Raw genomic sequence first — 15,078 nt, forward strand, 5'->3', positions numbered from 1 at the left:
CGGGCTTTCGCTAGTCGCAATCAAAGATGTGCTCCAACAATAGCTCAATCCCTAACGCATAAAAAAAGTGCTTCCTTTTTGGGAAGCACTTTTTTTATATCTAAATCTAGAGTGTTTATTATAGTTTATAGTTTAAACCAAATAACCAGTAAGATTGTAAATCATTATCTGCATTATCTAAACTTACACCTTGGTAAGCTGCAGCTTCTTGTTTGTTACTTCTTAAGCCAAAGTCAAAACCAACACCTATGTTTTTCCATAATGTATACCCAAAACTGTTAATCCATGTCCAGTTAGAGTAGTCACCGCTTTTATAGCTAGCAAAACCAGAGAAGTTAGATTTAAAGTTTACTTTACCAATTTGTCTAGTATAGTCTGCTACAAACTTAGCTCCTAAAGAAGATTCAAAAACAGTACCTTCATCAGCAAAAACAAAGTTGTAGTTTAATGGATGTATTACAACTACTAAGTTTTCTATTGGTGTCCAAGTTGCACCAACACCAAGGTCTAAATAACCAGGGTTGTTAAAATTGTTTAAAAGTGTTGTTCTGTATTCTCCTAATCCAGAAATTGCCCATTTATCATTTAATTTTCTACCGTAAAGCGAAGTAATGTTAAAAACGTCTGTGTTTTCTCTAAACTTATCGCTATCTGTAGGATCGTCTTTATCATCTAATTTTACCCAACCTAAGTTTACGTTTAAGTTGTTACGCCAGAAAAACTTCTCTTCAATTAAATTAGCATAACCATTTACAGTAAAACCAATATTACCAGAACTGTTGTTAGGTGCTGCTTGAGCATACCAATTGTTAAATTCAGAGATGCTTCCTCCAATGGTACCAAAAGCGCCAACTCTCCAACCAGGTAAAGCATCTATTTGAGCCTGTATAGCATCTGCTTCTGCTTGAAACTTATCAGCTTGTGCTTGTTTTTCAGCTTTTTCAGCTTTTAATTCTTCTTTTGTTTGAGCATTTACGGAAACGATTCCTAAAAATAAAGCCCCAATAAGTAATACTTTTTTCATTTCTAATTATTTTAGTTTTTAATAAAACGGATGCAAAGGTAAGTTTTACTTTTGATTTATATGAAATTACCAAAACAGATTAATAGTCTGTTATTCAGTAATTTAAATAATTAACAAAGTTATTAACGCTTAAATAATGGCACAGAAGAACATGCTTCTCCGTACATTATAGATTTGGCATGTTTTTTAAGCTTAGAAGTAAGCATAGTGTAAGCGTTTACGGGTACTGGCTTATTACTACAGCCTTTTATAATTACCGGTTTATCTTTATAAATAGCGGTGTCTATTTGATTGATTTTATCTTGATAAATTGAAGTTTCTAATTCCTCTAAAGTTCCAATATGGCACTTTTCGACAAAAGGCTCTAAATTAACGACCAACAACATAAATGCCCAATCGGGTATTATAGCATCTGTACTACAAGTTATTGCTACGTACTGGTTTTTATATTGAGACCAGTTATATGCTTTTACTTGTTCTCTAAAATCTTTTTCTCTAAGGACTAACCCTTCATAAAGCCAATCTTTAATGTCAAAAACTACACGTTTACCAGATGGATAATAATCTTCTAGATCTATTACTTGCAGCTTGCTATTGGCTACGCGGTTTATGATTTCGTCTGCCATTTTGATTGCTTTTATAGCATTCCTAATTCTAGTTTTGCTTCTTCACTCATTAAGTCTTGTGACCATGGTGGATCAAAAGTTATTTCTACTTCGGCGTCTTTAATATCGTTAAGAGATTTTACTTTTTCTTCTACTTCAAGAGGTAAAGTTTCTGCAACTGGACAGTTTGGTGTTGTTAAGGTCATTAGGATTTTTACTTCGTAATCTTCGTTTACTAATACATCGTAAATTAATCCTAATTCGTAAATATCTACTGGTATTTCTGGATCGTAAATGGTTTTTAAAACCTTAACTATTTTTTCTCCTAATTCGGCTGTATCTATAGTACTCATTTTCTTTTTCTTTTGTTTTTCCGCGAAAGCGAAATTATTTTAATTGTGTTTGATAAGCAATTGCATACATTTTTAGTTGCTTTATCATACTAACTAATCCGTTTGCTCTTGTAGGCGATAGGTGTTCTTTTAATCCAATTTTATCAATAAAATCGGTATCTGCTTCGATAATATCTTTTGGGTGTTGGTTTGAGAACACACGAATTAAAATAGCAATAATCCCTTTGGTAATTATAGCGTCGCTATCTGCAGTAAAGGCAACTTTATCTTCGTCCATTTGAGCATGTACCCATACTTTACTTTGACAACCTTTAATTATATGATCGTCGGTTTTGTATTGTTCGTCAATTAATGGTAAAGTTTTACCAAGGTCTATCATGTATTGGTAGCGCTCTTCCCAATCTTCGAACATTGAAAATTCGTCTATGATGTCTTCTTGAATTTCTTTTATACTAGGCATAAGTCTTTTCTGTCTTTTTCTGTTACAAAATTAATGAATATTCTTCTATTGTAAGCCTTGACTTGTCGTTAAACCGTTCTTAATTTTTTGGCACTAAGTTTAAAAGATAGTTAACTAGTTCTGCAATTTCTTTTGGAGGATTACCTGCATCAAAAGATTGAGAACCGTATGTTTTTTCTCCAACATAAATTTTTAAGCTAGCAATTGCAGCACCATCATATTGATGTGCTTTGCTTGGAGCTTCAAATTCATTAATTTTTGTAATGCCAAAATTACTAGCTAAGTTGGTTAAAGTTTCCCAATTCTTAGTCGTGCAATCTTTTGTTTTTTCTTTAGACGTGCGGGATAATTGATATGTAATTTTATCTTTATTAGCTTTTATCATTAAATACCCGCCTCTTGTAACTGCAGAATATTCAAATGACGAAATGTCTAATTGTGTTGTTTTAGCGTTTGTTGATATTTCTGTGTTACTTTCAGCTAAATTAGATGGTATATTTTTAGAAGCGTTACAAGCGTTTAAAAATAAGGTCAAAAATATAAGAATATAGGTTTTCATCTTCATTGAAATTTATTATTTACTATAATAATACAAAAAAGACGCCAATTTTTAACTTAACATCATCTTTGCTTTTTTTACAGCAGTTACTAAAGCGTCTATTTCTTCTTTAGTATTATAGAATGCAAACGAAGCTCTTACTGTACCTGGTATTTTATAAAAATCCATTATTGGCTGTGTACAATGATGACCAGTACGAACAGCAATACCCATTTTATCTAATAATGTACCAACATCATATGGATGAATACCATCTAAGTTAAAAGATATTACAGATGTTTTATTTTTAGAAGTTCCGTAGATTTTTAATCCTTCAATTTCTAAAAGCCTTTTAGTACCGTACTCTAAAAGTTTATGCTCGTAATTAGCAATATTATTAAAGTCAATGGTATTCATGTAATCTATTGCGGCTCCAAAAGCAATGCCTCCGCAAATATTTGGTGTTCCTGCTTCGAATTTATGAGGTAAACCAGCGTATGTTGTTTTTTCAAAAGTAACTTGGTCAATCATTTCTCCACCACCTTGATAAGGCGGAAGTTTTTTTAACCATTCTTCTTTACCATAAAGCATACCAACGCCTGTTGGTCCACACATTTTGTGAGCTGAGGTTACATAAAAATCTACATCTAATGCTTGTACATCTGGTTTTATGTGTGGACAAGCTTGCGCACCATCTATTAAAACAGCAGCGCCAACTTGATGCGCTTTTTCAATAATTGTTTCAATTGGATTAATGGTGCCTAATGCGTTAGATATATGATTAACGAAGACTAATTTTGTGCTTTTAGAAAGTAGATTAGTGTAGGCTTGCATATCTAATTCACCTTCATTAGTCATAGGAATCACTTTAAGTGTAGCTCCTGTTTTTTCGCAAAGCATTTGCCAAGGAACAATGTTGCTATGATGTTCTAATGCAGAGACTAAAAGTTCATCTTTTTCATTTAAAAGTGAAGCAAAGCCACTAGCAATTAAATTAATGCTGTGTGTTGTGCCAGAGGTTAAAATAATCTCGTAAGCATATTTAGCATTAAAATGATTTTGAATAGTCTTACGTGCGGCCTCATATTTATCTGTGGCTTCTTGACTTAATGTGTGTACACCGCGATGTATATTAGCGTTATAATTAGAATAATAATCTACTATTACATCTATAACTTGTTGTGGTGTTTGCGACGTTGCAGCATTATCAAAATACACTAAAGGTTTACCATTTACTTGTCTATTAAGTATAGGAAAATCTTGTCTTATTTTATTTATTTCTAACATGCTACAAATTTACTACTTGTAACGCTTAAAATGGAATTTTTATAATTTATTTAGTGATTATTTTTTGAAATATGTATATCTATATTCTCCATCATTAAAAGTAGATAAATTACCATATTCATCATACTTAGGATTACGATAGATTATCGATAATGGGTTGGCTTTGTAACCGTTTTCTTTAACAACTTCGTAGGTTAATGTTCCTTTACTATTATAGTCTTGGCTTATTTGATAATATCCGTTGTTTTTTAAAAATAGAATTTTCCCTTCATTAAATTTAGAGTAATCGTAGGTGTTTCTAAATTTTATATCTTCTTCATTATCGTACAATAAACTGGTTTGTATAAGCCTTTTTTTGTTATCGTATTTGTATGTTGTTATTTCGCTTTTAAAGTTATAGTTGTGTTTACTTTTATCTGTAGTAGCTTTTATAAGTAATTGGTCTTTATACTCGTATGTAATTGGATCTAAAATATAATAATCAGGAATGTTTTTAGTGTCTAATACTTCGTAATGAATGATATTTTGGTCATTGTTTAAGGTGTATTTAGAGTTTATTATACCGTTTTCTTCTTCATACTTTGTCTCTAATATTGTTGTTTTATTTGGATACTTATATTCTTTGGTTAGTTTTTTATCAGCATCGTATACATTGTTATATACTTTAACCAATAAACCATCTTCATTAAATTGTAACTGAAATGAGTTGTTAAGTGTTGCGGTTTCTATATTTCCTACTAAATTGAAATGTTCTAATTTGTATTTTAAAACTATTGGATTTAAAGGAGCTTCTTTAATTAAAGGATTGTTTTGCGCTATTACTAGAGAAGTGATGATTAGACAAATAAATGTGCTTAGATATTTCATGATATTGTTTTTGTCAAATTTAAGTGAAGAGAATATCATATAACATTAGGCAATTGTCGTATTTTTAAATTGTTGTATAAAAAAAGCAGCTATTTAATAGCTGCTTTTTTTTATAAATCAAATCCAATATTGACGCCTAATTTAAGGGCAATAAGTTTTGTTATTCTTTGTTTAAGTTCTGGTATTTTTACCGAACTTAATACGTTGTTACTAAATGCAAACATTAATAATCCTCTGGCTTCTTTTTCAGGAATACCTCTAGATTTTAAATAGAATAAAGCGCTTTCGTCTAACTGACCAATTGTACAACCGTGAGAGCATTTTACATCGTCTGCAAAAATTTCTAATTGTGGTTTGGTGTTAATTGTAGCTTTATCGCTAACTAAAATATTGTTGTTAGATTGAAAAGCATTTGTTTTTTGTGCTTCTTTTTCAACAACTACTTTACCATTAAATACGCCGGTTGCGTTATCGTCAAAAATACCTTTGTAATCTTGGTGACTTTCGCAATTTGGTTCTATATGATGTACTAATGTATTATGATCAACATGTTGTTTTTCACCAATAATTGTTACTCCTTTTAATGTAGAATCTATACGCTCTCCGTTTTGATAATAATTAAGGTTATTTCTGGTTAATTTACCACCAAAACTAAAGGTGTGAACAGAAGCAAAACTTTCTTGCTTTTGCTCTACAAAAGTGTTGTCTATTAAAGAAGCATTTAGATTATCATTTTGAATTTTATAATAATCAACAATTGCGCGTTTGTTGGTAAATATTTCTGTAACACTATTGGTTAATACAGGATTGTCTGTAAGACTTTGATGACGTTCTATAATTTGTACATGACTATTCTCGTCAACTACAATTAAGTTACGAGGTTGAAGCATAAGTGCAGACTCGTTACCTGTAGAAAAATGTACAATTTGAATAGGTTTGTTAACTACTTTGTTTTTTGGGACGTGAATAAACGCGCCTTCTTGAGAAAATGCTGTGTTTAAAGATGATAAGCCATCTTTTTCTGCTACTTTGTTAAAGTAATTTTCTATAACCAATTGGTATTTTGGTTTTGTTAATGCAGCAGACATTAAACAAACATCTAGACCTTCGTGTGTAGTTTGAGATAAATGAGATGAGTATTTACCGTCGATAAAAACAATCTTGTAAGTATCTATATCGTGAATAAAATATTGTTTTATATCACTATATTCTATAGCGTTTTCTTGTTTAGGGAATACGCTATAGTCATGTTTTAATATGCTGTTTAAAGATGTGTACTTCCAAGCTTCATCTTTTTTTGTAGGAAAGCCTTTATCTTCGAAAAGTTTTATAGCTTCTGTACGAATATCATGTATTTTAGTATCAACGTCTACATGGTCTTCAAAAGCCATGAAAGATGAAACTAATTTTTCTTTTAAACTCATTTGTTAAGTTTTCAGTATTCAGTCTTCAACGCATTTTAAATGCTGCTTAAAGCTGTATTATTCTACATAATTTTAATTTGCTAGAAAGTGCTTATGCACCAACTTCTTCTTTAATCCAATCGTAACCTTTTTCTTCTAGCTCGTGTGCTAATTCTTTAGTTCCAGATTTAACAATACGTCCATTTAATAGCACGTGTACATAATCTGGTACGATGTAATCTAATAAGCGTTGGTAGTGCGTAATTACTACAACAGCGTTATCTTTGTTTTTTAATTTATTTACACCGTTTGCAACAATACGTAAAGCGTCAATATCTAAACCAGAATCAGTTTCGTCAAGAATAGCTAATTTTGGTTCTAACATTGCCATTTGGAAAATTTCGTTACGCTTTTTTTCTCCTCCAGAAAACCCTTCGTTTAAAGAACGAGATAAGAATTTACGATCTATTTCTAGTAATTCTGATTTTTCACGAATTAGCTTTAACATCTCGTTAGCTGGCATATCTTCTAGCCCTTTTGCTTTTCTAGATTCGTTTATAGCAGTTTTCATAAAGTTGGTTACCGAAACTCCAGGAATTTCTACTGGATATTGAAACGATAAAAATACACCTTTATGTGCGCGCTCTTCTGCTGCAAGCTCGTTAATGTTTTCTCCTTCTAAAAAGATATCTCCATCCTCAACTTCGTAATCTTCTTTACCAGCAATTACAGAAGCTAATGTACTTTTACCAGAACCGTTTGGTCCCATAATGGCGTGTACTTCACCTGGTTTTACTTCTAGGTTAATACCTTTTAATATAGATTTGTCTTCTACGCTTGCGTGTAAGTTATTTATCTTTAACATACTGTTTATTTTCCTAATTTAATAACGTCGTTTTTATTCGGGTCTAGTGCTTTAACACTATGTATTTTTTCTATTTTTAGTTTGTATGGCCAGCCTTCTTCATTTTTATCTTTTGGGATAATTTGTGCCTCTACATCTGCTATAACCATATCTGTAGCTTCTTTTTTGTAAGGCTCTGCTTCTTTATTTAAAGCTTTAGATTTTTCATCTAAAATAACACCGTAAATATCATTTTTTACTTGAAAAACTGCTGCGTCTGCATAATATACAAACTCTCCAACTAATCTTTTGGTTTCAACTTTTTTATCTGTTGAAGTGGTTTCGGTGTGTTTCTTTTCGTCTTTACAGCCAAAAGCTAATATGATAGTACAAATAAGAATTATTTTTTTCATTTTTTACTATTGAATTGGTTCTGGTGCTGGATTTAAACTGTTATAATCTTTTGTTGAATGTTGTATAATAACACGTGCTCCTTTTTCTTTTGCAAATGTTTCAAAAACTTCCATTGATGCTAAAGTTTGATCAACATCATGATTAAAGATTGGTACTCTAGAGTTTTCTCTGCTTTCTTCCATGTGGTACATGTCTCCTGTAAGCATTAATGGTCCTTCTTGTTCTAAATCTACAAATAAAGACTGGTGACCTGGCGTATGACCTGGAGTTGATACTATTACAACTCTTCCGTCACCAAAAACATCATAATTACCATTTATTTTCTTTAAAGCTTTTAAGTTTTTTATCGCGTTAAAGTTGTCTGGACTTTGTTTTTTTTGTTCTTCGCTAGTTACAAAGTTATACTCGTTTTCTTGAACGATCCAAATGGCGTTTGGTAATTTAGATGCAGATCCAGAATGGTCAAAATGTGTATGCGATAGGGCAATATATTTTACATCATTGGTTGATAAGCCTATTGACTTTAGTTGTTCTTCAATTCCTGTTTTTCTACTTACAGTAAAAGCGCCTTCTGGAGTTGTAAATGGTTCTTTTCCTATTAAATCTTCAGATAATCCTGCGTCCCATAATAAGTTACCGTCTGGATGCTGAATTAAATAAAATGCATCTGCAAAGGTTTTTGATTGTCCTTTATAAGCATCATCTTGAGAAAAAATTTCAAGCATGTTAACTTGAACAGTACCACCATCAAACATAAACATTTTGATAGGCTCTTTTTTAACCTCTGTTTCTGTTTGCTCTACATTAGTTTCTTTTTTATCTTTTTTACAAGCAATAAATAAAGAAAGGGTAATAAGAAGAATGATTAGTTTTTTCATAGTTAAAAATTGATTATCCTACAGAACCTTCTAATGAAATTTCTAAAAGTTTTTGCGCTTCTACAGCAAACTCCATAGGTAATTTATTTAATACTTCTTTACTAAAACCGTTGACGATTAAAGCAATTGCTTTTTCGGTATCAATACCACGTTGATTACAATAAAAGATTTGATCTTCTCCAATCTTACTTGTTGTAGCTTCGTGTTCTATTTGTGCCGATTTATTTTTTGCTTCAATGTATGGGAATGTATGTGCGCCACACTCGTTACCCATTAGCAAACTATCACACTGTGAGAAGTTACGTGCATTTTCTGCGCGACCTGCTATTTGTACTAATCCGCGGTAAGAGTTTTGAGATTTACCTGCAGAAATCCCTTTAGAAATAATTGTAGATTTTGTGTTTTTACCAAGATGGATCATCTTAGTTCCTGTATCTGCTTGTTGGAAATTATTAGTTACTGCAATAGAGTAAAACTCACCAACAGAGTTGTCTCCTTTTAATACGCAGCTTGGGTACTTCCAAGTTACAGCACTACCTGTTTCTACCTGAGTCCAAGAAATTTTTGCGTTTTTCTCACATAAACCACGTTTGGTTACAAAGTTATAAACACCACCTTTTCCTTTGGCATTTCCAGGAAACCAGTTTTGTACGGTACTGTATTTTATTTCGGCATCATCTAATGCTATAAGCTCTACAACTGCAGCGTGTAATTGGTTTTCGTCACGACTTGGTGCTGTACAACCTTCAAGATAGCTTACATAACTACCTTGATCTGCTACAACTAATGTACGCTCAAACTGTCCTGTTCCTGCTTGATTAATACGGAAGTAGGTAGATAATTCCATTGGGCATCTTACACCTTTAGGGATGTAGCAAAAACTACCATCACTAAATACAGCGCTATTTAATGCCGCATAAAAATTATCTTTTTTAGGCACAACGGTACCAATATATTTTTTTACTAAATCAGGATATTCGCGAATAGCTTCAGAGATAGAACAGAAAATAATACCTTTTTCTGCTAATGTCTTTTTAAATGTAGTTGCAACAGAAACAGAGTCTACAACAACATCCATAGCAACACCTGCTAATTTTTTTTGTTCGTCTAAAGAAATTCCAAGTTTATTAAAAGTGTCTAATAATTCTGGATCTACTTCGTCTAAACTATCGTATTTAGGTTTGTTGTTTGGAGCCGAGTAATAAGAAATAGCTTGAAAATCTGGTTTTTCGTAATGTACGTTTGCCCATTCTGGTTCTACCATTTCTTTCCAAGTTTTAAAGGCATCAAGACGCCACTCGGTCATCCATTCTGGTTCTTCCTTTTTAACCGAAATGGCACGAACAATGTCTTCGTTTAAACCAACAGGAAAGGTGTCAGATTCAATATCTGTGTAAAAACCGTATTCGTATTCTTTAGTTTTTAATTCTTCTCTTAAATCGTCTTCAGTATATTTTGACATAGTAATTTTTGTCTTCTTTTTTTAAAGTGAAAAACTTTCTCCGCAACCGCAAGTACGGTTGGCATTAGGGTTATTAAACACAAATCCAGTTCCGTTTAATCCTCCTGAATATTCTAAAGTGGTACCTATTAGGTATAAAAAACTTTTTTTGTCAACAATAATTTTAACCTCATTATCTTCAAAAACTTTATCTTCTTCTGCTTTGGTTTTGTCAAACTTTAAATCGTAAGATAAACCAGAGCAACCACCACTTTTTACACCAACTCTTATGTAGTCAGTGCTAGGATTAAAGCCATCATCATTCATTAATTCGATGACTTTCTTTTTTGCTGTATCAGAAACTTTTATCATACCTGTTTATTAGAGTTTATCTAAATAGAATGCAAAGATACAATTTAAGTCTCTGTTTACCATATTTAGTAACATTATATTAATAAATAGGCAGATTGATTTTTCTTATTGAGGAAGAAATGCGGGATTGTTTATAAATGAAGGGTCAGAAAGTGATAACAAGAAAGCTTTTAAGTTGTTCTTGTCTTCTTCTGAAAGTTGAACGCCACCTTGCTCTACTTTTTTCATTAAAGGATCAATAGTTGAAGAATTTTGAAGACCGCTACTGTAGTGTTCTATAACATCGTCTAATGTTAGAAATCTACCGTCGTGCATATATGGTGGAGTGTAAGCTAAATTACGTAGTGTTGGTGACCTAAACTTACCATTATCATTAGGGTTGCCTGTAACTGCACCCAAGCCTAAGTCTGTAAAAGTAGCATCTAGACCATTGTTATGAAATTGATTGTCTGTCCAAAGCGGATTGTTAGGGTTGCCATGACAATGGAAACAATCACCACGTTCTTCATCCATAAACACATTTAAACCTTCTTGTTCTTGAGCAGTTAAGGTGGCTTCTCCATTTAGAAATTTATCAAATTTGGAATTACCAGAAATTAAAGTACGCTCAAATTGTGCAATTGCTTTTGTCACTAAGTCTTTTGTGATAGTTGAAGTACCAAACGCTTGGTTGAATAAATTTGGATATTCTGGATGGTTGTTAAGTCTGTCTTCTACATCACTCCATGAAGGATTTTCTAGCTCAATTGGATTGGTAACAGGTTCTAATGCTTGATGTTCTAGTCCTAATGCGCGTCCGTCCCAAAAGTATTTGTCATCAAAATTCCATGCTAAGTTAATTAAAGGCATACTATTGCGATTACCAAAATTTCCTGAAACACCTATGCTAAATTTATTAGAGTCTGAAAATCCATTTTGTGGCATATGACAACTTGCACAAGCTTTTGTATTATCTACAGAAAGAATACGATCGTAAAATAAGCGTTTTCCTAAAGAAACACCTTCTTCTGTCATTGGATTGTCAAAAGGAATAATTGGATCTATTAACAATTGGTCAAAATGTTGCGGTACTTCTAATTGATAAGGTATAGGTATATAAGCATCATTATTGTTTGTTATGTCTTCAGATTTTGAACACGAACAAATAATAATTGTTAATAGGCAATATGTAATCCAATATTTCATTAATATTTATTGTATAATTTCACCTAAGCTAAATACAGATAATACATTTTCTTGCATCATTTTTTGTGCAGTATAATTAGGCATTAGTGGTGTGTCTAATACGTTTAAATCCCAAGTGTTTGGATTGGTAAAAAATTGGGCAATATTCATTTTAACTTCAATTGTTGCATTGTTTGAAATAGTGAATGACTCTGAAAATATTATTGTTGCAAAATTTTGCTCAAAAACACCTTCGCTTACTCTTGCAGTTCCATTATGATAGTTAAAAGGTGCAGGGTTAGTTGTGTTAACATTATACATGCCATCAAATTGTAAAAAGTGATAACCGCCACCAAGCATGTCTGGCCAATTCCAAGAAGCAGTATTTAAATCTGGATAAGCACCGTTTATATTATCTTGTTCGTTAAATCCCCAAATAAATTTAAGTTGATAATTACCTAGTGGAACGGCATTGGTTTCTGGAGAGAAATCATATGTATCTTCGTTTGATAAATCTGTAAATTTATAACCATCAAATACATAATTAAGGTTGTTGTCGGTATTAATTAATTCAATACGAGAGATAAGGTATCTTACTCTGTCAATGTTTATTACTTCTCCGTTTTCGTTTGTAAGGTCTAAGTTTTCAAAGTTAGAGCTATCTAATGATTGGTCATTCCAATTGTGTGTAAATTTAAAACTAACACTAGCATTTGTTTCTGCTACAGCATTGTCGTCTGCATCTTCGCTACATGCAGTTAGAGTTAAAAATAAAGCTATTAATGTTGCTAATTTTTTCATTTAATTTAATGTTGTTATAATTAAGTCTTCAAAACCTTTGTTTTCTGGTATGTCAATATCGTTACTGCTAGAGACGCCAACAACTACAATTTTACCATTGTCTAATTGAGTAATTCCATGTCCGTAATCTATATTGCTTCCTCCAATTGATGTTTGCCAATTTAAATCACCATTAGAATTAGTTTTAAAAACCCAAACGTCGTTTTGTCCATTATTTTGGGTGAGTTGTCCTGTGCCACTTCTAGAGCTTCCGCAGTAAAGATATCCGTTTTCTAAATCAGAAATAACAGCCCGACCAACATCAAAACTTTCTCCTCCATAGTTGGTTTCTTGTAAAAGTTGACCAGAATCATCAATTATAATAGACCATACATCTGCCGCACCTAAACTGTTTGAGATATCTGCATCTTCACTTCTTGTGTCACCAACAATTAGATAATTACCATTATTTGTTTTTATTATCTTACGTGCTTCGTCTATTTGAGAGCCACCATAATTTTTTTTCCATTCTAAAATACCTTGACTATTTATTTTGATAACCCAAAAATCGTAAGAACCGATGTTGTTTGTAACGTCAAAATCGGTGCTGTCTGAGGATCCTATAATAATAAAGCCATTATCTTCTGTTTGTATCGTGTCGTAAGGCGTATCTGAGAAAGAACCACCAAAATATTTACTCCATTGGAGGTTGCCTGTTTCATCTATTTTTAAAGCCCAATAGTCGCCGCCAGCATGTAAGGTTTGATTGCTTCTGGTGTTACCTTCTCCTCCAGAAGCAGTAACGTCTAAAACACCTGTTAAAAAATAACCGTTGTCATTTGTTTGTATTATTGATAATCCGTAATCTAAACCAGAATAGCCATAAGTTTTTTCCCATTCAATATTGCCTTGAGGATCTGTTTTAAATACCCAAAAATCTTGTTGACCAGCATTATTACTTACGTCTCCATCGTTGCTAAAAGTGTATCCTATTACAATAAATCCACCATCGTTAGTTTGGATAATATCATTAGCTTTTTCATCATTACTACCTCCGTAAGTTTTGTTCCATAGTAAATTGTTGTTAGCGTCAAATTTTAATAACCATGCATCATAACTTTCGTCAGATTTGTTTGTAATATCGCCATTTACAGATTGTGTATATCCAACAACAGCGTATCCGCCATCAGATGTTTTTATTACTGCTTCTGCGCTATCATTTTTTGAACCGCCAAAAGTTGATATGTTTTCTATGCTACCTGTTGTTGTCACTTCTGGAGTTTCTTGTTCTTGTTGAGGTTGAGGTGTGTCATCTTCAGTTTTACAAGAAGTTAAAACTAATGCTAAAGCAATTATGATTAGATAAATATATTTCATTTAATTACTTTTTCTAACAATTAAAAGTCCAGCATCAATATCTCCTATTATTATATTTTCACTCTCAAAATAAGGATATACACTCCATGCGCCATTAAAATCAGGATTATCATCTGCAGGGTAAGTATCAAAAAAACCAGTTTCTACAAGAGCGTTGGATGCTGCAGACACATTACTAATGTCTAATACTCTTAGACCTGCACGATAGTTGGCTAAATAATATTCGTTTCCTTTTACATAGCCGTTATGATCAATTGCAGGAGTTGGTCCAAAATATGTTGAAGATAATGAAGGGTTATCTAAATCGTTAAAGTCAAAAACTAAAGTCTTTGTGTTAAAGCCATAGGTAATTTCGTCTACCTCATCACCTAAAATAAAATAGGCTTGATCCTCTGTAAACCAGCCTTGATGTGCATAAGCTGTTTGAGGATAAGATATACTGCTTATTTGAGTGATGTTAGACTTATCTGTAACGTCTAAAATTACAACTTGATCTGTATTGCCATTACTACCTATGTATATTTGATGTCCAGTATAGTCGCTGTCTGGTCCGTTATAAGTTACAACTTGCGCATCATGAGAGTAGCCTGCTGAGTTATATTCCCCTAAGTATGTCGGGTTTAAAGGGTCAGTAATGTCTACAAATATAGGACCTCCATTATTATTGGTACATCCAACAAGGTATGCTACACCTTCCTCTTCATTAATGACTATGTTGTGACAGCTATCTACACCATTAAAGGTTGTATCTGCAGTAAATGTTACTGGTGTAGAAGTAAGGTTTCTTAGCCTAGTAAGATCAAAGACCTGCATCCCATGCGTGCCTGCATTATCTGCAACAATAAAAGCGTAGTTATTATAAGTTTTAACATCTCTCCATATACTTGAAGTTGTGTTTGTTTCAAGTCTACCTAAAAATATAGGGTTTGTTGCATCAGTAACATCTATAAATGCTGTGCTGTTAGTTAAAGCGGCTATTGCATATTCTTTTTGGGTTGATGGGTCTGTCCATCCCCAAATATCATTACCTCTTGCTGCAGTAGATCCGCTTAAAGTTAGAACATCTATTTCTCCCATTAAATCAAAGCCATTACAGGGATAATTTCCTGCTAATCCATCAATACAGGGTGATTGAGAGCTTTGTGTACTGTTGTTAGGCTGTGTTGAGGTGAGCTCTTCATTTTCTGAACAGCTAAGGTTTAATAAAAGAAAAACTATTAAACTTAATGTTTTGTAATAGTGTTTTATTTTAAGCTTAAAGTTGTTCATTT

General features: G+C 32.6%; 17 protein-coding genes. All 17 read right to left on the minus strand.

Features of this window, described 5'->3' with window-relative positions:
• Positions 1-118 precede the first annotated feature (118 nt).
• Positions 119-1,024 carry a DUF3078 domain-containing protein gene (locus tag FHS04_RS04520; RefSeq protein WP_106680295.1) on the minus strand — a complete coding sequence of 302 codons (906 nt, stop codon included), beginning with the start codon at positions 1,022-1,024 and terminating at the stop codon, positions 119-121.
• 122 nt (positions 1,025-1,146) lie between these two features.
• Positions 1,147-1,650, minus strand: coding sequence for a DUF2480 family protein (locus FHS04_RS04525; RefSeq protein WP_106680293.1), 504 nt, complete (start codon positions 1,648-1,650; stop codon positions 1,147-1,149).
• A gap of 11 nt (positions 1,651-1,661) precedes the next feature.
• Positions 1,662-1,982: a DUF59 domain-containing protein gene (locus FHS04_RS04530; RefSeq protein ID WP_027879151.1), complete on the minus strand. Its 321-nt coding sequence runs from the start codon at positions 1,980-1,982 to the stop codon at positions 1,662-1,664.
• Positions 1,983-2,016: 34 nt separating this feature from the next.
• Positions 2,017-2,442: a SufE family protein gene (locus FHS04_RS04535; RefSeq protein WP_027879150.1), complete on the minus strand. Its 426-nt coding sequence runs from the start codon at positions 2,440-2,442 to the stop codon at positions 2,017-2,019.
• Between the two features lie 79 nt (positions 2,443-2,521).
• Entirely contained in the window at positions 2,522-3,001 is a 480-nt protein-coding gene (locus tag FHS04_RS04540; protein ID WP_106680291.1) for a hypothetical protein, read from the minus strand.
• A 51-nt stretch (positions 3,002-3,052) separates the two neighbouring features.
• On the minus strand, positions 3,053-4,267 hold the full coding sequence (locus tag FHS04_RS04545) for an aminotransferase class V-fold PLP-dependent enzyme (protein WP_106680289.1): 1,215 nt from the start codon (positions 4,265-4,267) through the stop codon (positions 3,053-3,055).
• A gap of 57 nt (positions 4,268-4,324) precedes the next feature.
• Complete coding sequence (locus FHS04_RS04550) at positions 4,325-5,134, minus strand: hypothetical protein (protein ID WP_106680287.1); 810 nt, start codon at positions 5,132-5,134, stop codon at positions 4,325-4,327.
• Positions 5,135-5,244: 110 nt separating this feature from the next.
• The gene (gene sufD / locus FHS04_RS04555) at positions 5,245-6,558 is read right to left on the minus strand and encodes a Fe-S cluster assembly protein SufD (protein WP_106680285.1); all 1,314 of its coding nucleotides are present in this window, start codon (positions 6,556-6,558) and stop codon (positions 5,245-5,247) included.
• A gap of 91 nt (positions 6,559-6,649) precedes the next feature.
• Positions 6,650-7,402: a Fe-S cluster assembly ATPase SufC gene (gene sufC, locus FHS04_RS04560; RefSeq protein ID WP_027879144.1), complete on the minus strand. Its 753-nt coding sequence runs from the start codon at positions 7,400-7,402 to the stop codon at positions 6,650-6,652.
• 5 nt (positions 7,403-7,407) lie between these two features.
• Positions 7,408-7,794 carry a hypothetical protein gene (locus tag FHS04_RS04565; RefSeq protein ID WP_027879143.1) on the minus strand — a complete coding sequence of 129 codons (387 nt, stop codon included), beginning with the start codon at positions 7,792-7,794 and terminating at the stop codon, positions 7,408-7,410.
• Between the two features lie 6 nt (positions 7,795-7,800).
• Complete coding sequence (gene mzmL / locus FHS04_RS04570) at positions 7,801-8,673, minus strand: quorum-quenching N-acyl-homoserine lactonase MzmL (protein WP_106680284.1); 873 nt, start codon at positions 8,671-8,673, stop codon at positions 7,801-7,803.
• Between the two features lie 13 nt (positions 8,674-8,686).
• Positions 8,687-10,135 (minus strand): Fe-S cluster assembly protein SufB, encoded by a 1,449-nt coding sequence (gene sufB / locus FHS04_RS04575; RefSeq protein WP_106680282.1) that lies wholly within the window; start codon positions 10,133-10,135, stop codon positions 8,687-8,689.
• A 21-nt stretch (positions 10,136-10,156) separates the two neighbouring features.
• A complete protein-coding gene (locus tag FHS04_RS04580; RefSeq protein WP_027879140.1) occupies positions 10,157-10,486 on the minus strand; it encodes a HesB/IscA family protein in 330 nt (109 codons plus the stop codon).
• Between the two features lie 105 nt (positions 10,487-10,591).
• Positions 10,592-11,671 carry a cytochrome-c peroxidase gene (locus FHS04_RS04585; RefSeq protein WP_106680280.1) on the minus strand — a complete coding sequence of 360 codons (1,080 nt, stop codon included), beginning with the start codon at positions 11,669-11,671 and terminating at the stop codon, positions 10,592-10,594.
• A gap of 6 nt (positions 11,672-11,677) precedes the next feature.
• Positions 11,678-12,451: an MbnP family protein gene (locus tag FHS04_RS04590; protein ID WP_106680278.1), complete on the minus strand. Its 774-nt coding sequence runs from the start codon at positions 12,449-12,451 to the stop codon at positions 11,678-11,680.
• Positions 12,452-13,807, minus strand: a complete 1,356-nt coding sequence (locus FHS04_RS04595) for a hypothetical protein (protein ID WP_106680275.1) — start codon at positions 13,805-13,807, stop codon at positions 12,452-12,454.
• Positions 13,808-15,076, minus strand: coding sequence for a choice-of-anchor B family protein (locus FHS04_RS04600; RefSeq protein ID WP_106680274.1), 1,269 nt, complete (start codon positions 15,074-15,076; stop codon positions 13,808-13,810). It abuts the gene before it with no gap.
• Positions 15,077-15,078 lie beyond the last annotated feature (2 nt).

Origin of the sequence: Mesoflavibacter zeaxanthinifaciens subsp. sabulilitoris (genome assembly GCF_014191595.1) — a bacterium.
In the GTDB taxonomy this organism is placed as follows: domain Bacteria; phylum Bacteroidota; class Bacteroidia; order Flavobacteriales; family Flavobacteriaceae; genus Mesoflavibacter; species Mesoflavibacter zeaxanthinifaciens.